We start from the raw sequence: 26,639 nt of genomic DNA on the forward strand, positions 1-26,639 counted from the left end.
CCTCCCACCAGTCCCATCCCCGCAGGAAAAGTCGTGCCTCGACCAGGCACACGTCCGTAGTCCATCCTCACCTACAGCTTGTTGATCACACGCAATCACCATGATTGGCGCTGTGTCGCAGTCCGCTCATCGACGCCCCCTCCTCCCTTGCCTGCCTAACAAGCGCTGGTACCAATTGACAGCCGCTTTATTCAGCGCTTCTGACCGTTCTCGGTGTCAGTGCAGAAATTTCCGATAGCGCGGCCTCCCATTTTTCCTCGATGATTGCGTATTGAGTTAAAAATAGCCTGAATGAGTGAAATACGCTGCTCCGGCACGTGTTCACCGTTCTGAGACGCGGCCAGTACAGCATCGGAATGACATAAATGAGTTACACAGCGAGATATCTACTCAGCGCTGCTTTGATCTTTTGTTCGTCGTACGTATTTTTTCACGGATGGCATCTGCCAAAGCGTGATGTTGAGAAGGCCACGGCCAGTGATGTCAAGGTATGGACAAATCCATATCCCGTGTCATCGCCTGCTCATAAAGAAGCAAGAGAATTTAATGAGTGGATTCAATCGAATAGCGAGCTGGATCAGCTTTCCAACGGGGCTGACGAACTCGCCAAGCTCGAACTGGCTAGTCAACTCGAAGCAAAGGGTCTAGATCGATTGCCCACTGAGATGTTGGAAAGATATCTCCAGCTCATCAATAAAGTTTTGTGATCTCTGGATAACAAGACTTGCAGTGACGTAGCGAAGGGGGAGATTTCCGGCTCGCAGTTGGCGACGCATACCGCTCGGATCATCGAGACAATGAGTGCCGCCGAAGCAAAAACATGGTTTACGACAAGTCAATCCGCCATCGATGCTCAACTCCGCAATCTACCCATTATTTCTGTCGCGAAGGAAGATGTGCAACTGGCTATTTTAAAACTTGCGGCATCGCTTCCTGACTATCGATCAAAAATTTTTCTCTCCAATCTGGAGAATATCCGAACCGCAAACGACGAGAACAGATGCGCAACAGTGCGAACGGTTTTTTCTCAAACACTTTTATTGCCTGAACCTTATCAAGGTTATTTGGCAAGATCGCTATTTTCATTAAAAATATAAATTATGCCAGAATGACAAAGATCTGCCGCACCTGTACCACCGCTCCGCTATGAAACGTGAGCGCACGACGTAGGAATCGCACAAAATGAAGTTAGCGATAAAATTTTTACTCGGTTCAATTTTTATTTTTATTTTATCTTTCATAATAATATTTTTTCCTGGACGTCATCCGAATCCGAAGAACGCCGTCCAAGACGAAATTGCAAATGATCCCGTATTATCGATGAATCCATACTCGGCATCATCGCCGATATACCGAGAGTTTAATCAATACCGCCAATGGATATTGAATAACAAGAAACTGGCTGCTGCCAGCGATACCGCACGTCCATCAGATCTACTGATGTTATCAGGCCAACTGGCGGCAAAAGGAATGCCCCGTCTATCGACCGACCTGCTGGAACAGCGTTTTTCTTCTGTAAATAAGATATTGCCGTCGCTGAACATCCACACGTGTAGCACGCTTATAAAAGGAGGATTTAGCGCTACGGAATTTACAGCGCAATCTGCTCCGAGGATGAATTCATTCGATGCCGATGAAGCTAAAGCTTGGTTCTCTGTCGGCAAAGCGGCTATCGAGGCACAACTGAATGGGGCACCGATTATCGTGCTATCAACGGAAGATGCAGCACGAGGCGTACTGAAAATTTCCAGATCAATGTACGAACCGCAATCCAAATCTTTCCTTTCCGTGATGGCCAACTTAAAAACGGCGAGCGATGAAGATGCGTGCGAAACGGTACAGATTCTCTATTCCAGAGGGAATTCCCTGCCTGAGCCTTATCGAGGCTATGTGGCGCGGATGCTCCTTACAGGAGACGAAGGGAATGAAAAAATTTAACGAGGAACATTTCGAATCGGGGAACAAGAGTAGGCGACATGAACGGCACGACCAGTTCGACAATTGAAACAATTAATCAATTCACCGATTAGACAAGCAAAAATCTCTGACATGATACGTGGTTACGAGATTATCGAAATAACGAAAATGAATAAATATTTCAATTTTCTATGCATATCTACTTTATTTGCCACTTCCATATTCATATGCTCCCGTGGCTTCCATTTTATATCGAATAATAATATAGAAAATAATATGACCGGCACCGCCAAGGTCAACAAGACCGCAGCCGTGGATATTACGGTCAATGATGCTACAGTTTGGCTAAATCCATTTTCAAAATCTTCCCCTATATACCACGAAGCGGAGCTATTTCATCTTTGGTTATTGGATAACAAAAAATTGGCCAACGAACTTGGTGCGATCGCACCAGGTGATAAATTGCGCTTATCTGGTCAAATGATAAACAAAGGGATGGCCCGGTTACCCACTGTCCTGCTGGAGCAACGACTGGTTTCTGTCAATAAAATACTGGCATCGCTGGATCCACATATGTGCGGCAAGTACATAAAAGGAGAAATGCCAGATTCGGAATTCCAAAGCTACGCCTACCCAGTAATGGAATCGTTCGACTCCACGGAAGCGAAGGCGTGGTTTTTCGTCAACAAATCTGCTCTCGAAGCAGAGCTAGAAAAATCAGCACCGATCGTGCTTTCAACTGAAGAAATGCTGCAAGGTATCAAAAAAATTGCACAATCGATCGATCAGCCGCAATCCCGGGAATTTGTTTCCGGCTTATCCAATTTGAACACGGAGAGTGACGAAGTTGCATGCGCGACGGCTCGCACTCTCTATGTAAAAGGCAGCTCTCTGCCCGAACCTTATCGTGGATACATAGCAAGATTGCTTCTTACCATGGACAACGGACATCAGAAAATCTGAACAACCTTTAGTCCTGGTTTCATGCCAATAAATGCAGATCTTCCTCACGATATTTGAACGCAACCATCATTTTTAAATAAGATAACGATACAATGAAATCCGATTTCATCACCGAACTTCTCGCACCGTTGTTTGATACCAGCGCATCGGTTATTGGCGTGATGGGGACTGCGGCAAGTGGGGATATAAGAGAGACGGTTGTTAATGCTGGGTCGGTAATGGTTAGCGGTGCTGCAACCATCACCGGCAGTAAAACTCTGGGAGCGCTGGGCACAGTCCTTGGTACCAGTAGCGCGGTAGTGAGCGCCGCCAATAATCTTCCCGAACAGATACGTGCAGTGTCCGGTACGCTAGCCGAATACGAAAACGCGACGCGGTCCGGCGACCAGGGGTCAATAAGCTATGCCGGGCTGAAAGTGGCGGAGAGTGTCGCTACCGCGCTAAATACCATTGGATCAGTAATCTCCGGGGTCGCAGATGCCTTGGCCATGTCCGGTGCGATCACATCGGCAGCAGCGGCCCCTGTCGTAAGTCTTGGCATCGCGCTTTCAACTGCGGCGGGACTGCTCGCTCTAGCCGGCACCAATGCGGTCGTGGATGCAGTAAGGAGCGCCGCGAATAGTATCAGCGATCTACTTAACGACATCGCTTCCCAGTCGGGCACTGGATCGCCGGGCACCATCTCCCCCCCTTCCGCCCAAACCGGAGCACCCGGCTCCGGCGGGAAAAGCCCCGAATCAGGCGCAGGCGGCGCCGCGATGGGCAAATACCCAGATGACGGATTGGACTTCACCAGCCCGCTCGTCCTCGACTTGACCGGTTCGGGAATCAACCTGACACCGCTGAACACAAGCGCCCCCTACTTCGACCTCGCCAACGACGGCTTCGCCCGTCAAACAGGCTGGGTCGGTGCCGGCATGGGCTTGCTCTGTTTCGATCCGAACGATCAGAACATCACAAACATTACCCAGCTATTCGGCAATGAAACGACCGATGGCTTCGATATCCTGCGTAAGCTCGACGCCAACCACGACAACGTGATCAACGCATCAGATCCTGCCTTTGCAAGCCTGCGGGTCTGGGTCGATGCCAACGAAAACGGCGCCTCCGATTCGGGCGAACTCCACACCCTTAATCAGCTTGGCATTGTCTCGATCAACCTGAACGCCACTGCGGTGACTGAGACCATCGCGGGCAACAAGATCAGTTCGATCAGCAGTTATACGCTGGCGGACGGCACGACCCGCGAAATCGTCGATGCATGGTTCGCCAATAGCACGATGAACACCAAACCGCTGACGCCTGTCGACGTGACGGCAACTGCAGCGACGCTCCCTCAACTGGCAGGTGCAGGGAAACTGCGTGACCTGCGTTCGGCCATGTCGCTCGATCAAAGTCTGCAGAGTCTGGTGCAGGCCTTCGTTGTGCAACCGGCCGGCACAAGTCCCTCCGCTATCGAATCGGCTGCACAGGCCATTCTCTTCCAGTGGGCAGAGGTGAGTTCAGCGGCCCCCACCTCACGCGGCGGCTCGATTGACGCACGGCAACTCAGCTTCGTAGAACAGTATCTAGGTCGGCCATTCAATTCGACTGGCGATGGCTTGAACCCTGGAATCAGGGCTGCGGCCTACCTGCAACAATGCTGGAACGATCTCTACGACGCGGCGTTGGCGCGCCTCGTCCTGCAGTCCCCTCTTGCCGCTAGCGTCGCCCCCGAATTCAGGTACGACGCCTCCACGGATACCGTCCAGGCGCCCGCGACATTCGCACCAGCCCTGGCCGCAGCCTTCCAGCGCCTCGGCACAATCAGCGCCACAAACCTTGCTTCGTGGGATCTGCTGTTACGCGTCGCGGACGCAGCGCGATTCGACATGGGCATGTCCGACTCCCTGTTCGAGAAATTCGTTGCGGCTGCAACGAACGACACGGTCGCGTCGATTGCGAACGCCATCGTCTCAGGACTGCAGATCAACATGGACGGATTCGGGCACATCCAGGAAACCGGCACCACCATATATCACGACCTCTATGCCGGCCCGGGAGTCAGTGTGCTGATCGGCAGCCACGCTGGCAACGACCCAAGCGTGCAATTGCCGGGTAACGATGTCTTCCATTTCTCTGCCGGCGACGGTGTTGTAGAGATTCGTGAAAGCGATCCGAACTCCAGCGCTCCTGCGAACACACTGAGCTTCGGTCTCGGGATCGCCCCGTCATCGATCAAAGCAAAGGTGCTCAGCAACGGCGACATGGTGCTGACTGATGGCGTCACTGGCGACCAGATTACGCTGACGGGTGAATTGCGTGACAGCGGCGGTGGCGTTCAGTTGGTGCAATTTGCCGATGGCACGACATGGACCAGGCAGCAATTAATCCAGGTCGCCGCGCTATGTGGAACAGCGGGTAATGACACGCTCTATGGGACTGCCGGTGCGGAAGTATTCGATGGCAAAGGCGGCAACGACTATGTCCAGGGTGGGGGTGGTGGCGACACCTTCATCTTCAATGCGGGCTACGGCAAACTGGAAATTTACGAGTCGGACAAGACCAGCAGCCCCTACAACGTGCTTCAGCTTGGCCCTGGAATCAAGAAGGCATCGGTCACAGTGCGGGGGACGAGCAGCGGCAACCTGATACTGACGGACGGTATCGCGGGCGATCAGATCACCCTGGACTCGGCCATGCTCTTTGGCTCAATGGGTGTGCAAGCCGTCCGGTTTTCCGACAACACGGTCTGGACGCGTCAGCAACTGATCCAGATGGCCACTACGGGCACCACGGGCAACGACACGCTCTATGGCACGTCGGCGGCTTAAGTATTCGATGGCAAAGGCGGTAACGATTATGTCTCGGGCGGCGGCGGTGGCGATACGTTCATCTTCAATGCGGGCTACGGCAAACTGGAAATTGCAGAAACAGATTCAGGCACGACACCCCACAACGTGCTGCAACTAGGCGCGGAAATCAGCACATCATCAGTCATGGTAAGGAGTACCAGCAATTCCGGCCTGGTGCTGACGGATGGCATCGCCGGCGACCAGATTACGCTGGACTCGTTTATGAGCGGCAGCAACTGGGGCGTGCAAGCGGTGCAGTTTGCCGACGGCACCATCTGGAACAGGCAGCAACTGCTCCAGATGGCAACCACCGGCACTGCGGGCGACGACAAATTGTATGGAACACCCGGCGCGGACGTATTCGACGGCAAGGGTGGCAACGATTACGTCCAGGGTGGCGGTGGCGGCGATACGTTCATCTTCAATGCGGGCTACGGGAAACTCGAGATTGCTGAGTACGATTCCAGCAGTGCGGCTCATAACCTGCTGCAACTGGGCGCGGGAATCAGCGCGTCATCGGTCACGGTGAAGAGTACAAGCAATTCCGGTCTTGTGCTAACAGACGGCATCGCGGGCGACCAGATCACGCTCGATTCCTTCATGAACGGCAGCGGCTTCGGCGTGCAGACCGTGCAGTTCGCAGATGGCACGGCATGGAACAGGCAGCAAATGCTTCAGATGGCGACCGGCACCGCAGGCCTTGCTGATCGGCAAGTCAACAATCTGATTGCGGGCATGGCATCTTACGGCGCGCAACCGGCGGCCAGTTCGCAGACGTTGGATACGATCCAGCAGCAGCCGAAAGTAACGCTCTCGGCCAGCCTGTACTGACGCGCCCTTCATCCTCTGTTCAGGCATCCGCGGACTTTTAAAGTCGCGGATGCCAAAAACCCAGAATCCCTTGAACACTCCTGAACTCAACCAACCGGCGCCACCGGCACTGGGCCACGCTTCTGATCCAACTTCGCAAGACAACCCTGGGCACGATCCGGCGTTAGCGTGCCTTGTCGTGATCGCGCGGTTTCATGGCATTGCCATCGACGCGGCGCAGTTACGTCATACCGCTGCGCGCGGCAACAAGCGCTTCGACAGTGATGCGCTCGTTCTGAGCGCTCGATCGATCGGTTTGAAGGCGTCGTCCGTACCGCTGCGAATCGACCGGCTTGATCGCACGCCTTTACCCGCGCTTGCATTTGACAGGGATGGTAAACATTTCATTATCGCTCGCTGCGACGGTGAGACAGTCTTCGTTCTCGAAGCGGAGGCCGCCTCTCCTATTGTGATGCCGCTCGACGCGCTGGCCGTCCGCACTACCGGCCGCATGCTGCTATTCACGTCGCGAGCTTCACTGGCAGGCGAACTCGCGAAGTTCGATTTTTCGTGGTTCATTCCTGCGATCATCAAATACCGGCGACTACTGCTCGAAGTGCTGGGCGTGTCGCTGGTCCTGCAGATTTTCGGGTTGATTTCGCCGCTGATGTTTCAGGTGGTGATGGACAAGGTGCTCGTGAACCGCGCCTATAACACGCTTGTTGTTGTAGGCATTGCGCTTTTCGTTAGTTCTACCTTCGAAGTGCTACTCACGGGTCTGCGCAATTTCACGTTCTCGCACACCACCAACCGGATCGACGTGGAACTGGGCGCACGTCTGTTCCGCCATCTGGTGGCGCTGCCGTTGCCCTATTTCGCGGCGCGACGCGTAGGCGATACCGTCGCGCGCGTGCGAGAACTGGAAAACATCCGTAACTTCCTGACGGGTCAGGCGCTAACCGCTGTCATCGATCTCGTGTGGGTCTGCCACAAGCGCAGCGCAGCTTGCTCACACCCATCCAGGCCGCAGCCCCCTCAACTCCCTCAATACACCGCCGGCTCCCCCACCGGCCGGTGCTTGAACCGCTTATGCACCCAGTAGTACTGAGCTGGAATCCGCCGCACCTGCGTCTCCAGAAACTCCGTAATCCGGCGCGCATCCACCGTCGCGTCGTCCGACGGAAAATTGCTTAGTTCTTCGAAGATCGTCAGTTTGTAGCCGCGATAATCCGGCAGCACCTCGGTAACAAACGGCACGACCCGTGCGTTGCCCGCCTTGGCAAGACGCGACACCGAAGTCAGCGTACAGGCCGGCACACCGAAGAACGGCACGAACACCGAGTCGCGCAAGCCGAAATCCATATCCGCCGCCAGCATCACCGGCTTGCCGTCGCGCAGCACGCGCAACGCGCGGCGCACGCTGTCGCTGCGCGGAATCATCTCGGTGCCGAAACGGCCACGCTGACGCTTGGCCATCGCGTCGAACAGCACGTTCGACATCGGTGTGTACAACGAAGCCACCGGGTGGCGCGTCGAATACATCATGCAACCGGCCTCGATCCCCACGAAGTGAAAGCCGACGAAAATCGTCGGCCGCGAGTGGGCCTCCGCCAGGTCGATGGCGCTTTCCACTTCCACGAGGCGCGAGATCGCCCGCGCATTGCCGAACCACTGCGGCCCGCGCTCGACGTAACTGCGAATCACATGGCCGAAGTGCGCGCGTGCGAGGCGTTCGCGCTCCTCGTCGCTCATGTCCGGGAAGCAGAGTTTCAGATTGGTATGGACGACACGGCGGCGCGTGCTGGGAATGCGATAGAGCAGCGCACCGATGCCGATGCCGATGCGCGCGACCACGCCATACGGCAGGCACGCGAAGGCGCGTAGGAGTCCTGTCATGAGGACGATGAGAATTCGGCTTTTCACGAGAAGATCCCGGTTGAGAGCGGTGTGGCAAACACTTCCCCCAAGCAAGCCTGAGCGGCCGGGAAAAGTGACATGCGCGCGCGTCGAAACCGGGTACCGCGCTGCGCCTAGGTAAGAAAGCGGGAGATCTCGCGTTTCAGCAAGACAGGAGTTTACAAATTAGGCTCGAATGGTAAACCGGATTTGCCTTGTCCGGCACACCATCAGGTAGGAGTTACATTACGTCTTATTCACTTGACGCCGGGCCGACGGGCAATTTGTACCGCGCCGCCCTGCATGGCCGCCGCAAACCCCCGTGGCGTATGACGCCGCGAAGCGCGGCGCAGCGTATCCGGGGATCCCGCGGCCCGGATACGCTCGTACGGCATCAGTGCTTGCTGAACATGTCCATGATCTGCTGCTTCTCGCTCGACGACACGTCCGGCGGCGTCATGCCCGCAGGACCCACGCCGCCCACTGCATCGCTCGCACCGGCGAGCGGATTGGCCGAATCGAGGCCGATGCTGGCGACAAAGCCGTTACCCGGCGTCATATCCGTGTAGAACAGCTCGCCGTCGACGCTGGTGACCGTATCGGGCATGGCCGGCTCGGCCTGCGGCACGCCGCGCAGCGCGTGGCCCATGTAGTCCACCCAGATCGGCAGCGCGAGCTGCGCACCGAACTCGCGGCTGCCGAGGCTCTTCGGCTGGTCGTAACCCATCCAGGCCACCGCCACCAGCGACTGCTGGTAGCCGGCGAACCAGCCGTCCTTGGCATCATTCGTCGTACCGGTCTTGCCCTGCAGGTCCGAACGCTTCAGCACGTTGGTGCCCGCGCCCGTCCCCGCCGTTGCCACCGAGTGCAGCAGGCTGTTCATGATGTACGCGTTGCGCGGATCGATCGTGCGCGGCGCATCGCGGCCCGCCGTCAACGGCTGCGCCTTCGAAATCGCGTTGCCGTGCGCGTCGCTCACTTCGGCGATCAGGTAAGGATTGATCCGGTAGCCACCGTTCGCAAACACCGAGTACGCCCCCGCCGATTGCAACGGCGTGACGAGCCCGGCGCCGAGCGCCATTGGCAGATACGGCGGCGTCTTGTCGGCGTCGAAACCGAAACGCTGTGTCACGAAGTCCTGCGCGTACTTCGTGCCGATGAACGACAGGATACGGATCGACACCAGGTTCTTCGACTTCTCCAACGCGAGGCGCATCGGCATCGGACCTTCCGGCTGGTCGTCGTCCTTCGGCTCCCAGGCGTCGCCACCAGGCGAGCTAGGCGGGAAATACAGCGGCGCGTCGTTGATGATCGTCGCCGGTCCGAGGCCCTTGTCGAGCGACGCCGAATAGATAAACGGCTTGAAGCTCGAACCCGGCTGACGCCATGCCTGGGTCACGTGGTTGAACTTGTTCTTGTTGAAGTCGAAGCCGCCGATCAGCGCGCGAATCGCCCCGTCCTGCGGCGTCAGCGACACCAGTGCGCCTTCCACCTGCGGCAATTGCGTGATCTGCCAGTTGCCCTTGTCGTCCGCCACGAGACGCACGATCGAGCCCGGCTTGATGCGCTGCGCCGCCGTGGCGCGCGCGCTCAGGGCGTTGGCCACGAACTTCAGGCCATCGCCGTTGATGGTCGCCTCGGTGCCGTCGAGGAACTGCGCCTGCACTTCCTTCGGGCTTGCCGCGGTGACCACGGCTGCGACGATCTCGCCGTTATCCGGGTGATCGGTCAAGGCGTCGTCGATCGCCTGGTCGCGATCGTCGCCCGGCGGCGGCAGGTCGACATTGCCTTCCGGACCGCGATAGCCGTGGCGGCGCTCGTAGTCCATCACGCCCTTGCGCACCGCGTGGTACGCAGCGTCCTGATCCGCGGAATCGATCGTGGTGATCACGTTCAGACCGCGCGTGTAGGTTTCGTCCTTGTACTGCGCGTACATCATCTGGCGGACCATTTCCGCTACGTACTCGGCATGGACGCTGTATTCGTTGCCGGGGTTCTTGGTGTGAATCTCTTCCTTGACCGCCGCGTCGTACTGGTCCTGCGTGATGTACTTCAGATCGAGCATGCGCTTCAGGATGTATTCCTGACGGATCTTCGCGCGCTTCGGATTGACCACCGGGTTATACGCCGACGGCGCCTTCGGCAGCCCGGCGAGCATCGCACACTCGGCGAGCGAGAGATCTTTCAGATCCTTGCCGAAATACACGCGCGCCGCCGCCGAAAAACCGTACGCGCGCTCGCCCAGATAAATCTGGTTCATGTACAGCTCGAGAATCTGGTCCTTGGTCAGGGCCCGCTCGATCTTGTATGCGAGCAGCATTTCGTAGATCTTGCGCGTGTAGGTCTTCTCGCTGGAAAGGAAGAAGTTGCGCGCCACCTGCATGGTGATCGTACTCGCGCCCTGCGACGCGCCGCCGTGCATCAGGTCGGTCGTGCCGGCGCGCAGGATGCCGACGAAGTCGACCCCGCCGTGCTCGTAGAAGCGGTAGTCCTCGATCGCGAGCACCGCTTTCTTCATCTGGTCCGGAATATCCTGGAAGCGCACCAGGTTGCGCCGCTCTTCGCCGAACTCGCCGATCAGCACGTGATCCGCGGTATAGACGCGCAGCGGCACCTTTGGCCGGTAATCGGTGAGCGCGTCGAGCGACGGCAGTTGCGGCCCCATCACGACGAGCGCATAGCCGAGGATCAGCGCACCGACGACCGCAATGGTCGCCAGCAGGCCGACGAAACTCAGCGCGATGCGCGCGCCGAGCGAACGGCGGCGCGGCTCGTCGCGCGAAGCGTCGTTGCGTCCTGAGTTGCGGTGATAGGGATCCCGGTCTTCACCACCCGGAGAATTTGCGGATTGCGGTCGTTTGATGATTGGCATGACTCGAATAATTGGCGCTTGACTCCACGCCTCTCTGCGGGCGGCTGATACCACCGCGTGGCCTGACGCCCCCGGCTGGCCCCGCGGCGCGCCCGGATAGGGTTCGGCCCAGACCGGTCCCGGCGCAACGTAACAGCGCATTTTAAAGAAATCGCGCCGAGCCCAAGGTGCTTTTTTTGTAAGAATTCCTTGGGAAGACCTCGCCGGCACCCGCCGCCCCCTTGCTGCACCGGCCGCCGCGGGTTATCAACAGAAAATGTTCATAGGCCTGTGGACAAGTCCGCCGGAAACGGTCCAAGCCTTTGATGTCACGGGATTTTCATGCACCGCCCGTTTCGCATCTCGGCAACTCGCCTTATGATGGACTCGTCGCGCGGGGAAAGCGCGGCCGCGCGCAAACTCAGCCGTTCGAAGCCAACAAGTACGCGAGCAGACTATGAACAAGCCCAGCGAACGCATCGTCGTATTCGTGACACCCGCCCAGAAGCGCGCGATTGCCGCCAGCGCAGAAGAACTCGGCATCAGCGTCAGCGAGCTGATGCGGCGCGCGGTGCTGAGTTTCGGCGCGACCAGCGAACAGGTGAAGGCGGCGAGCCTCGTCGACCGGCTGCGCGCGCCGCGCGAACCGGATGCCCTCAATGCGGCGCTGGAACGGGTCGCGCACGGTACGCGCAACGCTCAGGCAGCCCTGCCTGCCGCGCTGAAGAAGGTGCCGCCCAGCACCGTCACGGACGAGGCGGAAGCGGCACACGAATCCCTGCTGCCCGCCGACGTGCTCGCCGCACTGGTGCGCACGCCGGAAGAAGAACAGGCCGTCGCCGACGAACAGGCGGTGGCGCGCGTGGCGGCCGCCAAAGCGGCCACGATCGCGCCTCAAGCGCATGTCCAGCCGCAGGCAGGAAAGCCGCCCGTTGCCGTGCCTGTGGCGCCTGTGGCATCCGTGGCACCCGTTGCTTCGCGCCGCCGGGCACGCATCGAAACCACGCCCGACGAAGACGACCCGCGCAACGATCCGACGGCGGAAGACGGCCGCTTCGCCTGAGCCCCTGCCGATCTCTCACTGATATCTCGCGTCGCGCGTATGCCTCACGGATGCCTTGCTCACGTAGCAACGTGCGCTAGAGACCAGGCTCGTCAGCGAATACTTTCGCGGCTGTAAGGTCACGTCCATTGAGCTCCCCGCGCGCGATGTGGACACACCACTTTGCCCAACCCGCATCCACTTCGACGCATTTCGCTCCGCACGTCGCCAACATTGAAATATTCCGCTGGCGTAGACCCGGAATCGACGTTTGAAACTCGCAGGAAGTGACGCTTTAAGACGGTTTTAAGACATGCCGTGGTGTAATATCCGCCAGCTGCTGAGCCTGCCCGGCTTGCGTTCGACACACCCGCGCCATGCGCTGGCCGAACAATTTGCGAGGCTGCTATTGCAATTGGCGCGCAAGCCCCGACTTCCGCACCGGTTGCCCGCGCAATACCGCGCGTGGCAGCGTAAACTAGTGGTCACCAGTGGTTGAACGCGCCAGGCACTCAGCGCCGATTTCATTCTACGGAGGGTTTCATGTCGCTATTTGACAGCATCTCGCGCACGCTTAAAGGTCTCCTGAACGACGCTGCCGATTCCGTGCAAGATCCGTCGCGCGATTCGCGCCAGATCGTGCGCGAGCTCGATGAAAGCATCGCCAAAGCAGAGAACTCGCTGATCGAGATTCAGGCGCAAGTCGCCACTCAGCAAAGCAAGCGCGACGTTGCCGCCGACAAGGCGAAGAAGTACGAAGACGGCGCGAAGCGCGCGCTGCAATCGGGCGACGAAGCGCTCGCCCGTGAAGCGCTCGGTGCGCAAGCCACCGCGGAAGCGGAGCGCGACGCGCTCGCGAAAGAACTCGCCACACTCGAGCCGTCGGTCGATCAGTTGAAGAGCCAGATCGAAGACATGCGCGGCCGTCGCAACGACCTCAACGCACGGTCGAACATCCTGCAGGCCAAGCAGCAGATCGCCCAGGCCAAAGACGTCGCAGCGACTGCGCTGGGCGGTATCGGCGGGCGCAATCTCTCCGAGGATTTCCAGAAGCTCGAAGACAAGGTGGCATTGTCGAATGCACGCTCGGACGCGCGCCTGAATTCCGCCGACGTGAAAAGCGGCAAGGCGCTCGAAGACAAGCTCGCCGACCTGAATCGCGGCCCGTCGGTCGAAGACCGCCTCGAGGCGCTGAAGAAGCAGTTGAACACGCCGGCGCAGTAAGCCGTCGCGAGGTAGTACACCGGAGGTGACGCAGCGCCGGCGATCCGTGCGGCGCTGCGTGTCACACCGGAGCATCGATTGACATGGAGACGGGCATCAAGCCGCCCGGTCCGACACATGAAAAAATTTCTAGCAGCGCTGTTCGCATCGCTGATGCTGGTGTCCGGCGCGGCCTTCGCCGTGCCGAGCGCCCAGCAGATCGAATCGGCCATGGCTCAGGGCAACTGGCAACAGGCCGACGCCGGCCTGAGCCAGGTGCTGCAGGCGCATCCGGACAACGCACGGGCTCACTACCTGTACGCCCAGGTGCTCGATCGCGAAGGCCGCTCCGGCGACGCCCTGGCGCAGATCCAGCAGGCGAAGACGCTCGACCCGCAAATCCGCTTCACCGACCCGACACGCTTCGCGCAGACCGAAGCGCGCATCCGCCGCGACGCGGAGCGTGGCGGCGTGGCGACGGGCCACACCAGCAATCCGTTCGCGCAACAGAACAGCGGTTCCGTGCAGCAGCAGGCGGCGATGGCGCCGCAAGTCCCCGAGCGGCACGGTCCGTCCGTGGGCATGTGGATCGGCATCATCGTGCTGATCGGCGCGATTGCGCTGGTGCTGCGCTGGACGCTGCGCCGTGCCCGCACGCAGGACGATTCGCGTGCCGACGACGACCGTCGCGTGCAACTCAAGCGCGCCACGGATCTGCTGAACGCAGTGCGCTCGCTGAAGCTCGACGTGAAGCTTTCCACCGCCGTGGGACATGAGGCGTTGGAGAAGGAAGTCGAAGGCACCGAGGACCAGTTGCGCGGCCTTGTCGAAGCCCTGTCGAACAGCAAGAATCCCGTGCCGCCGTATCAGCTCGACGAACTGGAGCAGCGTGTCGCCAGCCTCAAGGCACGTGCCGAGGGCCGCCCCGATCCGTATGCTGCGGGACCGGCCGGCACGGGCGATTCCGCTTACGCACGCGAAGCGGAGCGTTTCGGCAATCCGCCGCAAGCGCCCTACCCGTATCCTCCGCAACAGCAGCCGCAGGTTATCGTGCAGCAAGGCGGTGGCGGTTTTGGCGGCGGCATGGGTGGCCTCCTGACGGGCGTGCTGCTCGGCGAGGCGCTCAATTCGGGCCGCGAGCGCGAAGTGATCGTCGAGGACGACGAAACGCGCCGTCGTGGCGGCAACAATGACAACAACAATGGCGGCGGCCTCGATTTCGGCCAGGGTTCGAATAACTGGGACGACGGCAGCGGCGGTGGCGGTGTCGATATGGGCAACGACGACTCGGGCGGCTGGAGCGATACCTGATCGACCGGGACGCGCTGCGCCGCCCGGCGCCACGCGCTGACGCACCGGATGCACCGTGTGCGAAACACCCTTAAAAACAGGCTCCGTTCCTCACGGAGCCTGTTTGCTTATGAGCGATGCTCACGCGCTCGCGGAAAGCGGCGACTGATGCTGCTCGAGCACCGCCGCCCCGGCGAACAGCCTGACGATAAAGCGCTCGGAGTAATCGATCAGCGCCTCGCGCCGGGCGGCATTGCTGATGTACTCATGCGACAGATGAAACAGTTGCAGCACGATCTGCGTGCAGATTTCATCCACCGTCGCCCGCGCGAGGCCCGGCACCAGACTCAGTTGCATGACGTCGTCGGCCATCTCCGCTGACACTTCGTTCAGATTCGCTCGCACCGCGTCGCGCAGCGCCGGTGAGGTGCCGTGATACTCGGCGAGCGCGCTCAAAAACGCTTCCCGGTTATCCAGCGCAAATGCGAAAAACGCCGCACAGGCACGACGCGGCACGCTATGCGGCTCGTCGTGCGCGGCGAGCCAACGCTCGCGTCGCAGCATCGGCCGCAAGCGCCGGCTCAGCCATTCGACCGCTTCGCGCGCCAGATCGTCGAGCGTGTCGAAATGCCGGTAAAACGTGTTGGGGTTCAGACCGGCTTCGCGCGCCAGTTCGCGCAGACCCAGCGTCGCAAAGCTGCGCCCGCTGGCCGTCAGGCGCAAGGCCGCTTCAATCAGGCGGCGTTTGCCCGGCGCGAGGTCAAGATCGGGATCGGGAGTGGCTTCCATAGGGCTCAAAAACAAGGCGCGCAACGCGCGTGCAACGCCTGCACTGTAAACCATCTTGACGCCAAGTGCACAGTTGTCTACTCTGCGGGTTATGGGAGTAGACAACTGTAGACATCGGTTGATCGCTCATGCCTTTCCCCTTCTTTGACGCGGAGTACCGTACCCATGCCATCGCCCTCGCCTGCTACGCCACGCATTGCCATCGTCGGGAGCGGCTTCGCCGGCATTGGCATGGCGATCCGGCTGAGGCAAATGGGACTGGAGTCGTTTACGATCTACGAGGCCGCGGGCGAGATCGGCGGGACGTGGCGCGACAACACTTATCCCGGTGCCGCCTGCGACGTGCCCTCGCATCTGTATTCGTTTTCCTTCGAACCCAATCCCGGCTGGTCGCGCGCGTACGGGCAACAGGCCGAGATTCTCGCGTACATGAAGCACTGCGTGCGCAAGTACGGGCTCGAGCCGTTCGTGCGCTGCCATACACGCGTGGTGGCGGCCCGCTTCGACGAGGCCCGTCAGGTGTGGCGGCTCGAACTCGAGCATGGCGCAAACGCGGCAGCGGCTTCGTCGACCACGCACGAGAACGAGACGATCGAAGCCGACATCGTGATTGCGGCAAGCGGCCCCTTGTCGCAGCCGGCCATGCCGCAGATCGCCGGTCTCGAACGCTTCACCGGCAAGCTGTTCCACTCGGCGCGCTGGGACCATGACTATCCGCTCGAGGGCAAGCGCGTCGCGGTGATCGGCACCGGCGCCAGCGCCATCCAGTTCGTGCCGCGGATCCAGCCGCGCGTCGCGCAGCTCGATCTGTTCCAGCGTACTGCGCCGTGGATCATGCCGAAACCCGACAAGCCGGTCAGCAAGCGGGCGCAATGGTGGTTCCGGTACCTGCCGTTCACGCAGCGCTTCGTTCGCAGTACGATCTACTGGCAGCTCGAATCGCGTGCCATCGCCTTCGTCGTCAATCCGAAGCTGATGAAGTATCCAATGAAGTTCGGCCTGAGCTATCTGGAACGGCGGGTCAAAGACCCTGAACTGCGCGCCAAACTGACGCCCAACTACCGGCTCGGCTGCAAGCGCGTGCTGCTATCGAGCGAATACTATCCGGCGCTCAGCCAGCCGAACGTGGAGGTGGTCACCACCGCCATCCGCGAAGTCGTCGCCGACGGCGTCGTCACGGAAGATGGCGTGCATCACCCCGCCGACGCGATCATCTGCGGCACCGGCTTTCAGGTCAACGACATCGGCGCGCCGTTCGACGTCACCGGCGTAGGCGGCGCGGATCTCGACGCGCGCTGGCTGCGCGACGGACCCGAGGCGTATCTCGGCACCAGCATTGCCGACTTTCCGAATTTCTTCCTGATGGTGGGTCCGAACACAGGGCTCGGCCACAACTCGATGATCTACATGATCGAGTCGCAGGTGCAATACATCGCCGACTGTTTGCGCGTGCTGCGCCGGCGCGGCGCCCGCACCATGAACCTGCGGCCCGACGTGCAGCACGCCTTCAACGCGCGCCTGCAAGAAGACATGCGGCGCTCGGTGTGGGTGAGCGGCTGCCAGAGCTGGTACCAGACGAAGAGCGGCAAGGTCACCGCCATCTGGCCGGGCTTCACGTTCAGCTTCCGCAAGCGCACCCGCCGGGTGCGTGCGCGCGAGTACCGCTTCGCGCGCTGAGGTTGGCCGCGAGGCAGCGCTGCTTTCGAACTCAAACAACCAGGGAGACAAACATGGCAAGCCTCGAAACCGTTCCATCTGCGCCGGGCGCACCGCTGCCGCCCCGCTCGCTCGCCGCGCGCCTCGGCATCACCAGCGTACCGCGCGAGGCGCTGCGGCAGCGCTATACGCAGCCAGGCTCGAAGTTCGTCAACATCATGGGCAGCGACGTTCACTACGTCGACGAAGGCAGCGGCGAGCTGCTGGTGATGATTCACGGCTTCGCATCGTCGCTGCATACCTGGGACGGCGTCGCGGAAGAACTGGCGCGCAGCTATCGCGTGATCCGCCTCGACCTGCCGCCGTTCGGCGTGACCGGGCCGCTGCACACGCCGTCCGGCGCGATCGAGACCATGAATATGCCTACGTACCGGCGCTTCATCGATACCTTCATGCAGGCGCTCGGCATCCAACGCGCGACGCTGATCGGCAACTCGCTCGGCGGGTTGATCTCATGGGACTACGCGGTACGCCATCGCGATGCGGTCGAGCGGCTGGTGCTGATCGACTCGGCGGGCTTTCCGATGAAGCTGCCGATTTACATTGGCCTCTTCAACAGCGCGATGGTACGCATGAGCGCACCGTGGTGGCTGCCCGAGCCGATCATCCGCAGTGCGGTACGCAATGTCTACGGCGATCCGCGCCGGCTTGCGGCGCCCGTGCTGCGACGCTATATCGAGTTCTTCCACGGCGCGGGTACACGCGCGGCAATCGGCAAGATGGTGCCGACGCTTGATTTCGCCGACCTCGACACCGACGTGCTGAAAACCGTCGACGTGCCATCGCTCGTGTTGTGGGGAGCCAAGGACCGCTGGATTCCGCCCGCGCATGCGGCGGAGTTCGCGCGGCGCATTCCGGGGGCACAGTCCGTCATGTACGAAGGGCTGGGCCACATCCCGATGGAGGAGGATCCCGGGCGCGTGCTGGAGGATTTGCGCGCCTTTCTGTTTCAGCCGCCGCCTCCGAGCAGGCGCAACACATCCCAGAGGAACTTGCAGGCCAGCACGATCAGTTCCCACAACTGGTAGAGCTGCTGCCAGCCGGCAAGGCACGCAAAAGCTTCGATCATAGTCAGTCAGGCGATGGACGGTAGCGGCTTCCCGGCACGCCGGGGGCGGGATCGACGACCCGGTGCCAAGACCCACATCATATCGACCTCGGGATACCCCGTATCAAGTCGCGCGCCGGAATGCCGTCAATACAGCGAGAAGACGCGGCATCCGTCCCGGATGACCGTGCCGAACGGCGCCATCCAGGAGAGACACATGACGCGCTTTAGCTTCCGCCGGGCGTCCCGGACGCCGTCGATCGTCGGCGATATTGCCGCGCAGGCGGGCAAACTGGGCATTGAGATCTGCGATGTGTCGGGCCACGTCGAGGAAGTGGCGGCGCGGGTACAGCGCCAGGCCCAGGTGTGCCGCTCGCTGCGCGACGCCGCGGCGCAGACGATGGCCGGCAACCGCCGGATTGCGACGGCCGCGCGCGAGATGCGCGACGTGACGACCGAAGTGGCGAGCGGAGTCCAGGAGTCGCAGCAGACGCTGGAGGCCTCGCTCGAGGACATCCACGGCCTCGTCGAAGGCGTGACGGTCATCGAGAGCCACATCGGCGCACTGCGGGCGGCGCTGGCGCATGTGAGCCGGGTGTCCGAGGAGATTTCGCTGATTGCGCGCCAGACTCACCTGCTGGCGCTCAATGCGGCGATCGAAGCCGCGCGGGCCGGCGACTCCGGGAAGAGTTTCGCGGTGGTTGCGGCGGAGGTGAAGAACCTGTCGGCGAAGACGGCGCAGGCGACGGGCCAGATCGAGACCACCCTTGCGCAATTGACCCAGCAGACGGAGCAACTCACCAACGAGGGGTCGGTGAATACGGCGCGGGCGCATCGGGTGCGGGAAGGCACGCGCAGGATTGGCGAGGTGGTGCATTCGACGGGGGAAGCGATTACGCAACTCAACGCGGAGGCGGGACAGATTGCGACGTTGACGGGCGAGATCGAGAGCCAGTGCACGGGGTTGGAGGCGCAGGTGCTGGAGATGGCGAGCGGCGTGGAGGATTCGAGCCAGAACTTTGTGCAGGCGAAGGACCGGCTGGGGAATTTGCTGGGGGTATCGGAGACGCTGATCGAGCTGACGGCCGCGACGGGCGTGGAGACGACGGACACGCGGTTTATTGAGGCGGTGCAGCAGACGGCGGCGAAGATCGGCAAGTTGTTTGAGCGGGCGGTCGCGAGTGGCGAGTTGAGTTTGGCGGATCTGTTCGACCAGACGTATGTGCCGATTGGTGGGACGAATCCGCCGCAGTTCATGACGCGGTTTACGGCGTTTACGGATCGGGTGTTGCCTGGGGTGCAGGAGCCTTTGCTGGGGCTTGATCCACGGGTGGCGTTTTGTGCCGCGGTCGATGCGCGGGGGTATTTGCCGACGCATAACAAGAAATTTTCTCAGCCGCAGCGCGATGATCCTGTCTGGAATGCGGCTAATTGCCGGAATCGGCGGGTGTTTGATGATCGGACTGGGCTTGCTGCCGCGACTCATACCAAGCGGTTTTTGTTGCAGACGTATCGGCGCGATATGGGAGGTGGGGAGTTTGTGCTGATGAAGGATGCTTCCGCGCCTGTTTTTGTTGGTGGCAGGCATTGGGGTGGGGTTAGGATGGGGTATAGGGCTTAGCTCGCTTTTTTTTGCCTGCGCGGCGCTTTGGTTGTTCTCTTGGGGTGTTGGCCTTTCCTTGATTTCTTAGTGGTCTATTAGCTTCGCCCCTGTGCGGGGCGGCACTTACTTTCTTTGCCGCCGCAAAGAAAGTAAGCAAAGAAAGCGGGCTCACACCGCCAGCGTTTAGTGAGCCATCTAGGTCTGCTAACGGAAACGGCCCAAGACCAGACCCGCCCTCGCACTTCCCCCGCTCGTGACACAGCGCTCATCCACCCCACTCCGCACTCCGTGCGTCGCGGTCGGGTCTGCCTGGGAAACCCGGCTCACCATGGCACTCGAGATGTGTTCCAAGCCCGCCCACCAAGGAAGCACTAGCCAACGCGGCCTCGATAACGCCCAGCGGACGAGAATCGGCTCACGGGCAGCGGCAAAGAAAAATAGTTAGAATACCTACAGAATTTGCAGAAGGGGGGGGTGTACCCGACGGCGGGGCGCGCAGCGCGACGCTGGAACGGATGATGGCCTTGTCACTAACGTGGGTGGTGCGAGGGCGGGTCTCGTCTTGGGCCGTTTCCGTTAGCAGACCTAGATGGCTCACTACGAGCTAGCGGTGTGAGCCCGCTTTCTTTGCTTACTTTCTTTGCGGCGGTGTACAGACTGGAGACATAGCTGACAGGTGTACGGGGACATGGTTGACACTTTCGGGCAATCGAACGCCCGGACCCATCCATGCCCTGGAACGTAAAAGACACCATGAGTCTCAGACAGGAATTCGTTTGTCTGGCCGCTGTGCAGACAGTGCCTTTCAGCGAGTTGTGCCGGCGCTTCAACATCAGCCGCCAGACCGGCTACAAATGGCTTGAACGCCACAAGACGCAAGGCGAGGACGGTCTGGCCGACCGTTCCCGTCGCCCGCATTGCAGCCCCTCCCGCTCATCGGATCAGGTCGCCCAGGCCGTGATCGCCTTGCGTCAGGCGCACGGCTGGGGTGGGCGCAAGATCGCCCGACGGCTGCAGGACATGGGCTTTGCCGACGTTCCAGCGCCCGCCACGGTAACGGAAATCCTCCGGCGTCATGGTTTGATCGATCCGCGCGAATCCGCGCAGCGCGAGCCCTGGCAGCGCTTCGAGCACGAGCATCCGAATTCACTCTGGCAGATGGACTTCAAGGGCGATTTCCCGACGCTCGAAGGAGGCCGCTGCTATCCGCTCACGGTGCTGGACGATCATTCGCGCTTTAACATCGTGCTGGCCGCCTGCGCACGCACCACCACGCAGGTCGTGCAGGCCGAACTGGACAGGGCATTCCGGTGCTATGGACTACCCGCACGCATCAATGTCGACAACGGTGCGCCGTGGGGCTCTCCCAGCGCGCCGGGACAGGTGACCGAGCTCGCTGTATGGATGATCAGGCTGGGCATACGGGTGAGTTACAGCCGTCCCTATCATCCGCAGACCAACGGCAAGGACGAACGGTTTCACCGCTCGCTGAAGGCCGAGGTGCTGCAGCGCTACACGTTCACCACCCACGCACACGTGCAGCAGGAACTGGAGCGCTGGCGCAGTGTGTACAACACCGAGCGCCCGCATGAAGCCCTTGACCTGGCGACGCCGCTCACGCGTTACCGGCCCAGCCCACGGACGATGCCTGATCATTTGCCGGAGCCGCAATACGGTCCACACGACGAGGTCCTGCGGGTCAACTCAAACGGTCTGGTCCGCTTCCGCGGGGAGGCTGTGCGCCTGTCAATCGCGCTTAAAGGCCTGCCGGTCGCCGCACGTCCGAAACCCGACGAAGACGGCGTTATCGAGTTCTGGTTTGCCCATCATCGCGTTGCAAAACTTGACCTCGGAGGAGCAAAACGCTGACCATGATGTGTCAACGATGTCCTCGTACATGTGTCAACCATGTCTCCAGTCTGTACACGGCGGCAAAGAAAGTAAGTGCTGCCCCGCACAGGGGCGAACCTAATAGACCACTAAGAAATCAAGGAAAGGCCAACACCCCAAGAGAACAACCAAAGCACCGCGCAGGCAAAAAGCCGCAAAAAAAAATCACCCGGCCATAGCCATCTTCTTCCTCTCACTCCGCTGCATAAAATGGTTCCCAACAATGACCCCAACAGTAACAACCCCAATAAACAGCGTAGCCAAAGCATTCATCTCAGGATTCAACCCCAAGCGAACGCGAGAGAACACAACAAGCGGCAAAGTAGTCGACCCAGGCCCAGACAAAAATGCAGAGAGAACGAGATCGTCGATAGACAGAGTAAAGGACAAAAGCCACCCCGCCACAAGAGCCTGCGAAATCAACGGCAACGTAATAAAGAAGAAGACCCGCAACGGAGTAGCCCCAAGATCCAGAGCCGCCTCTTCGAGCGAAGGATGCAGCTCCCGCACCCGCGACTGCACAATAATAGCCACATAAGAAATACACAGCATCACATGCCCGATCCAGATCGTGAACACCCCACGCCCAGCCGGCCATCCAAGCCACTTCGCCATTTCGATAAACAGCAGCAGCAGCGAAATCCCCTGAATCACCTCGGGTATCACCAACGGTGCATTGATCATCCCCGTGTACAAGGTAAACCCGCGAAACCGCCCCATCCGCGCCAGCACAAACCCCGCCCACGTGCCAATAAACACCGACGCAAACGCCGTCATCAAACCAATCCGCAACGACAGCCACGCCGCCGCAATCAACTCGTCATCGTCCAGCAGCGCAGCGTACCAACGCGTCGAGAAATGCGTCCACACCGTCACCAGTTGCGATTCGTTAAACGAATACACCACCAGGCTGACAATCGGAATGTACAAAAACAAAAACCCAATACCCAAGGCAATGATCTGCAACATGCGATTCGGCTTCATCAGCGTCGCTCCTCCAACGCCTTCGCCTGCGCGTACTGGAAGAACGCCATCGGCACCAGCAGCAGCAACACCATCGCACACGTCACAGCAGAAGCCATCGGCCAGTCTGCGTTGTCGAAGAACTCATTCCACATCACCCGGCCAATCATCAGCGTGTTCGCCCCACCCAGCAATTCCGGAATCACATACTCCCCCACCGCCGGAATGAACACCAGCAGACACCCCGCAATAATGCCGTTCCTGGACAGCGGCAAGGTGATCTGCCAGAACGCCTTCCACGGCTTCGCGCCAAGGTCGTAAGCTGCTTCCAGCAACGTGATGTCCATCTTCACAAGGTGCGCATACAGCGGCATCACCAGAAACGGCAGGTACGAATACACCATGCCGATATAAACCGCCGTGTTCGTGTGATACAGCTCGATCGGCGTATGAATCAGCCCAATCGACATCAGAAAATTATTCAGCAATCCGTTATTCTTCAGGATGCCGATCCACGCATACACGCGAATCAGGAACGACGTCCAGAACGGCAGCATCACGGCCATCATCAGAACGTTGCGGGTGGCCGGGTTCGAGCGCGCGATGTAATACGCCATCGGATAACCGAGCAGCAGACATAGCAGCGTCGATACCGCCGCCACCACCACCGAGTTCACATACGTCGCGAAGTACAGGCTGTCGGTCAGCAGGAACGCATAGTGCGACAGGTCGAGCGCGATATGCACCACGCCGTCCTGGAAGCTCGTCAGTTCCGTGTATGGCGGAATGCCGAGCTGCAGGTCCGCAAAGCTGATCTTCACGACCAGCAGGAACGGCACCAGGAAAAACAGCAGCAGCCAGATGAACGGTCCGGCCACCACGGCGGTACGGCCCGTCAGCCCAAAGCGCCGCACGGGCCAGGTCGCGAATGAACTCAGCGCGCTTTTCATGACGTCAGCACCACGCCCGCAGATGCGCTCCAGCGCACATAGACCTCGTCGCCCCAAGTCGGCGGGTCGATCTCCGAAAGCGCCAGACTCGTGACGTTCGCCACCACCGTCTTGCCGCCGTCGAGCTTCACGTGATACAGCGAATAGCCACCCATGTATGCGATATTCGTGACGACGCCCTTGCCCCAGTTGTACGCGCCTTCGGGCGGCTTACGGGTGAGCGCGATGCGCTCGGGCCGCACTGAGATCGTCAACGGCATGCCGAGCGGTCCGGTAATGCCGTGGTTCACGTACAGACGCACCGGCAGATCCGGCGTCTCGACGAAGATGTGATCGGGTTCGTCCTCGACCACGTTGCCGTCGAACAGATTGGTCGACCCGATGAACTCTGCCGAAAACCGGCTATTCGGATACTCGTACACTTCATGCGGCGTGCCGAGCTGGATGATCTCGCCTTCGCTCATCACCGCGAGCCGGCCGGCCATCGTCATCGCCTCTTCCTGATCGTGCGTCACCATGATGCAGGTGACGCCGACCTTGTCGAGAATGTTGACCAGCTCGATCTGCGTGCGCTGACGAATCTGCTTGTCGAGCGCGGACATCGGCTCGTCGAGCAGCAGCAGCTTGGGCCGCTTGATCAGGCTGCGCGCCAGCGCCACGCGCTGCTGCTGGCCGCCCGAAAGCTGATGCGGCTTGCGCCTGGCAAAGCGGCCCATCTGCACGAGGTCCAGCACCGACTGCACGCGGTCTTTCAGTTCGGCCTTCGGCACGCCTTCCTGCTTCAGGCCGAAGGCGACGTTGCCTTCAACCGTCATGTGCGGAAACAGCGCATACGACTGGAACATCATGTTGACGGGCCGGCGATACGGCGGCATCTGCGCAAGGTCCTCGCCGTCGATCAGGATCTTGCCCGAAGTCACACTTTCGAGGCCCGCCAGCATCCGCAAAAGCGTCGACTTGCCGCAGCCCGAACTGCCGAGCAGAGCGAACAGTTCGCCCTTCCTGACCGACAGGTTGACCTGCTTGACCGCGAACGTCTCGCCGAACTTCTTGACGACGTCGACGATCTGCACGAAGTTTTCCGCTGCATCGTTCGCAACGGCATAGCTGCCCTGGGGCGGCGTGCCGGCCCCTGCCAGCGCACCCGACTGGTCACTGCTCATGATTTGCTACTTCACTCCCGCGTTTGACGAACAAAGCCCCCGGTGACCACCGGGGGCTTCATGATGAGGCTTAGCTATGGATCATTGCGGCCGCAGGCTTCAGCGGCCGGACTTGAACTCGGTCCACAGCCGGGTCTGCAGACGCTGGATTTCCGGCGGCAGCGGCTTCAGCAGGAACAGCGTCTTGATGACTTCAGGCGGCGGATAAACCGCCGGATCGTTCGCCACGTCCTTGTCCACATACTTGCGCGCTTCGAGATTCGCGCTCGGGTAGTAGACCTCGTTCGTGATCGCGGCGTGGACCTGCGGCGTCTCGATGTAGTTGATCCACTCGAGCGCGGCTTCCTTGTTCTTGGCGTCCTTCGGAATCGCCATCACGTCGAACCATACCGGCGCGCCGCCCTTCGGCACGTAGTACTCGATCTGGTACGGCTTCTTCGCTTCGACCGCACGATGCTTCGCGATCACCACGTCGCCCGACCAGCCGTACGCGAAGCAGACGTCGCCGCCGACCAGGTCGTTGATGTAACCCGACGAGTTGAACTGCGTGATGTACGGACGGATCTTCTTCATCATCTCGAGCGCGGCGCGGTAGTCGGCCGGGTTCGTGCTCATCGGATCCTTGCCGATGTAGTGCAGCGCAGCCGCAAACATCTGGTCAGGCGCATCGAGCACCGAGACGCCGCACGTCTTCAGCTTCGAAATGTATTCGGGCTTGAACAGAATGTCCCAGTTGTCGAGCGGGACATTCTTGCCGAGGATCTGCTGGACCTTGGTGACGTTGTAACCCAGCCCGGTCGTGCCGTAAGCCCAGGGTACCGTGTACTTGTTGCCCGGATCGGCGCCGGCGACGAGCGCCATCAGCGAGGGGTCGAGGTATTTCAGATTCGGCAGCTTCGATTTGTCGAGCGGGGCGAAAATGCCCGCGGCAATCTGCTTGCCGGCGTAATTGCTGGTCGGCACCACGATGTCATAGCCCGAATTGCCGGTGAGCAATTTAGCCTGCAGCGTGTCGTCGCTGTCGTAGTTGTCGTATTTGACCTGAACACCGGTCTGCTTGGTGAAGTTCGGGATGGTGTCCTTGGCGATGTAGTCGGACCAGTTATACACGTTCAACTGCGTATCTTTTGCGGCCGCCGTCAGCCACGGCGTGGCGCACAGCATAAGCGTCGCCAGTTGGCGCACTACCAGTTTTTTCATCCCGTTCTCCGATCCTGTCGGCCATAGCCGACCGTCCACTCCACGCGCCGCGGCGCATCGCCCGCGACTCCCCTGAAAAACCCGAAAACTACCACTAATTATTGCGCGCTTCAAAAAAAATGCCAGGCTGTCGCACAAAGGGTACAGCGCAATGGCCTTGCTCGACCGCACCAGCTTGACGCGCGGCTACAAAATTGCGCGCAATTTTAGCGGGTTATGGCCGCGTGTCCACCCAGAAAAAAACACCGGGGCTGACGGAAATCGGATTGGCGGTTTTCATTGCGGTTTCGCCGAGTCGTCGCGCATACGCAATCGAAAGCGAGCGGGTGGAAGGTGACGCAACAGCCTTCGAATGGCTTTCAGATTCACGCCGAGTGATTGGCGCGGAGTCGCTTCAGCGGCGGGTCGCACTGAAGCCAATTTGTAAGCAAGCTTTTACAATGCCATCCGTCCGTCTCGTCCGAGGCGAATGCGCCGCATCGGTTAACATAGCGGCACTTTCCTGCGTTCC

The 26,639-nt window shown here is 60.1% G+C and carries 21 protein-coding genes; 14 read left to right on the top strand and 7 right to left on the bottom strand.

Annotation, left to right across the window (positions count from 1 at the left end):
- The first annotated feature begins 365 nt into the window (after positions 1–365).
- The 7 genes from BUS12_RS38320 (at position 366) to BUS12_RS22595 (ending at position 7,626) form a co-directional block, all read left to right on the top strand.
- Entirely contained in the window at positions 366–707 is a 342-nt protein-coding gene (locus BUS12_RS38320; protein WP_143788431.1) for a hypothetical protein, read from the top strand.
- Positions 708–797: 90 nt separating this feature from the next.
- Entirely contained in the window at positions 798–1,097 is a 300-nt protein-coding gene (locus BUS12_RS38325; RefSeq protein WP_143788432.1) for a hypothetical protein, read from the top strand.
- Between the two features lie 85 nt (positions 1,098–1,182).
- Complete coding sequence (locus BUS12_RS22575) at positions 1,183–1,938, top strand: hypothetical protein (RefSeq protein ID WP_074299450.1); 756 nt, start codon at positions 1,183–1,185, stop codon at positions 1,936–1,938.
- A 255-nt stretch (positions 1,939–2,193) separates the two neighbouring features.
- Positions 2,194–2,880, top strand: coding sequence for a hypothetical protein (locus BUS12_RS22580; RefSeq protein WP_143788433.1), 687 nt, complete (start codon positions 2,194–2,196; stop codon positions 2,878–2,880).
- 92 nt (positions 2,881–2,972) lie between these two features.
- The gene (locus BUS12_RS22585; RefSeq protein WP_083640574.1) at positions 2,973–5,693 is read left to right on the top strand and encodes a calcium-binding protein; all 2,721 of its coding nucleotides are present in this window, start codon (positions 2,973–2,975) and stop codon (positions 5,691–5,693) included.
- 165 nt (positions 5,694–5,858) lie between these two features.
- Complete coding sequence (locus BUS12_RS22590; RefSeq protein ID WP_083640575.1) at positions 5,859–6,545, top strand: calcium-binding protein; 687 nt, start codon at positions 5,859–5,861, stop codon at positions 6,543–6,545.
- Between the two features lie 70 nt (positions 6,546–6,615).
- Positions 6,616–7,626 (top strand): ABC transporter transmembrane domain-containing protein, encoded by a 1,011-nt coding sequence (locus tag BUS12_RS22595; RefSeq protein ID WP_253190190.1) that lies wholly within the window; start codon positions 6,616–6,618, stop codon positions 7,624–7,626.
- On the opposite strand, the gene BUS12_RS22600 is transcribed toward BUS12_RS22595, so the two are convergent.
- Both BUS12_RS22600 and BUS12_RS22605 read right to left on the bottom strand, forming a co-directional pair.
- Positions 7,569–8,447 (bottom strand): lipid A biosynthesis lauroyl acyltransferase, encoded by an 879-nt coding sequence (locus BUS12_RS22600; protein ID WP_074299458.1) that lies wholly within the window; start codon positions 8,445–8,447, stop codon positions 7,569–7,571. The two genes, BUS12_RS22595 and BUS12_RS22600, sit on opposite strands and share 58 nt — an antisense overlap.
- Before the next feature lie 367 nt (positions 8,448–8,814).
- On the bottom strand, positions 8,815–11,292 hold the full coding sequence (locus BUS12_RS22605; RefSeq protein WP_074299460.1) for a penicillin-binding protein 1A: 2,478 nt from the start codon (positions 11,290–11,292) through the stop codon (positions 8,815–8,817).
- A 436-nt stretch (positions 11,293–11,728) separates the two neighbouring features.
- Here BUS12_RS22605 and BUS12_RS22610 point away from each other — a divergent pair, with 436 nt between their 5' ends.
- From BUS12_RS22610 to BUS12_RS22620, 3 genes are all read left to right on the top strand, one after another.
- Entirely contained in the window at positions 11,729–12,334 is a 606-nt protein-coding gene (locus BUS12_RS22610) for a plasmid mobilization protein (protein WP_074299462.1), read from the top strand.
- A gap of 522 nt (positions 12,335–12,856) precedes the next feature.
- A complete protein-coding gene (locus BUS12_RS22615; RefSeq protein WP_074299464.1) occupies positions 12,857–13,537 on the top strand; it encodes a PspA/IM30 family protein in 681 nt (226 codons plus the stop codon).
- Between the two features lie 117 nt (positions 13,538–13,654).
- Complete coding sequence (locus tag BUS12_RS22620) at positions 13,655–14,827, top strand: tetratricopeptide repeat protein (RefSeq protein ID WP_074299467.1); 1,173 nt, start codon at positions 13,655–13,657, stop codon at positions 14,825–14,827.
- Between the two features lie 120 nt (positions 14,828–14,947).
- On the opposite strand, the gene BUS12_RS22625 is transcribed toward BUS12_RS22620, so the two are convergent.
- Positions 14,948–15,595, bottom strand: coding sequence for a TetR family transcriptional regulator (locus tag BUS12_RS22625; RefSeq protein WP_074299469.1), 648 nt, complete (start codon positions 15,593–15,595; stop codon positions 14,948–14,950).
- Positions 15,596–15,760: 165 nt separating this feature from the next.
- Between BUS12_RS22625 and BUS12_RS22630 the strand changes: the two genes are divergently transcribed.
- From BUS12_RS22630 to BUS12_RS22645, 4 genes are all read left to right on the top strand, one after another.
- On the top strand, positions 15,761–17,272 hold the full coding sequence (locus tag BUS12_RS22630) for a flavin-containing monooxygenase (RefSeq protein WP_074299471.1): 1,512 nt from the start codon (positions 15,761–15,763) through the stop codon (positions 17,270–17,272).
- Between the two features lie 53 nt (positions 17,273–17,325).
- Positions 17,326–18,339, top strand: coding sequence for an alpha/beta fold hydrolase (locus BUS12_RS22635; RefSeq protein ID WP_074299473.1), 1,014 nt, complete (start codon positions 17,326–17,328; stop codon positions 18,337–18,339).
- A gap of 237 nt (positions 18,340–18,576) precedes the next feature.
- Positions 18,577–19,980 carry a methyl-accepting chemotaxis protein gene (locus BUS12_RS22640; protein ID WP_074299475.1) on the top strand — a complete coding sequence of 468 codons (1,404 nt, stop codon included), beginning with the start codon at positions 18,577–18,579 and terminating at the stop codon, positions 19,978–19,980.
- Positions 19,981–20,691: 711 nt separating this feature from the next.
- On the top strand, positions 20,692–21,831 hold the full coding sequence (locus BUS12_RS22645; RefSeq protein ID WP_074299477.1) for an IS481 family transposase: 1,140 nt from the start codon (positions 20,692–20,694) through the stop codon (positions 21,829–21,831).
- Between the two features lie 186 nt (positions 21,832–22,017).
- Here the strand turns inward: BUS12_RS22645 and BUS12_RS22650 are convergent, their stop codons facing one another.
- From BUS12_RS22650 to BUS12_RS22665, 4 genes are all read right to left on the bottom strand, one after another.
- Complete coding sequence (locus tag BUS12_RS22650; protein WP_074299480.1) at positions 22,018–22,836, bottom strand: ABC transporter permease subunit; 819 nt, start codon at positions 22,834–22,836, stop codon at positions 22,018–22,020.
- Positions 22,836–23,765 (bottom strand): ABC transporter permease subunit, encoded by a 930-nt coding sequence (locus BUS12_RS22655; protein WP_074299482.1) that lies wholly within the window; start codon positions 23,763–23,765, stop codon positions 22,836–22,838. Before BUS12_RS22655 ends, BUS12_RS22650 begins: the two co-directional genes overlap by 1 nt.
- Complete coding sequence (locus BUS12_RS22660) at positions 23,762–24,928, bottom strand: ABC transporter ATP-binding protein (RefSeq protein ID WP_074299484.1); 1,167 nt, start codon at positions 24,926–24,928, stop codon at positions 23,762–23,764. The genes BUS12_RS22655 and BUS12_RS22660 overlap by 4 nt, the downstream gene beginning before the upstream one ends.
- A 99-nt stretch (positions 24,929–25,027) precedes the next feature.
- Complete coding sequence (locus tag BUS12_RS22665; protein ID WP_074299486.1) at positions 25,028–26,128, bottom strand: polyamine ABC transporter substrate-binding protein; 1,101 nt, start codon at positions 26,126–26,128, stop codon at positions 25,028–25,030.
- Between the last annotated feature and the right edge of the window lie 511 nt (positions 26,129–26,639).

Origin of the sequence: Paraburkholderia phenazinium (assembly GCF_900142845.1) — a bacterium.
Lineage (GTDB): Bacteria > Pseudomonadota > Gammaproteobacteria > Burkholderiales > Burkholderiaceae > Paraburkholderia > Paraburkholderia phenazinium_A.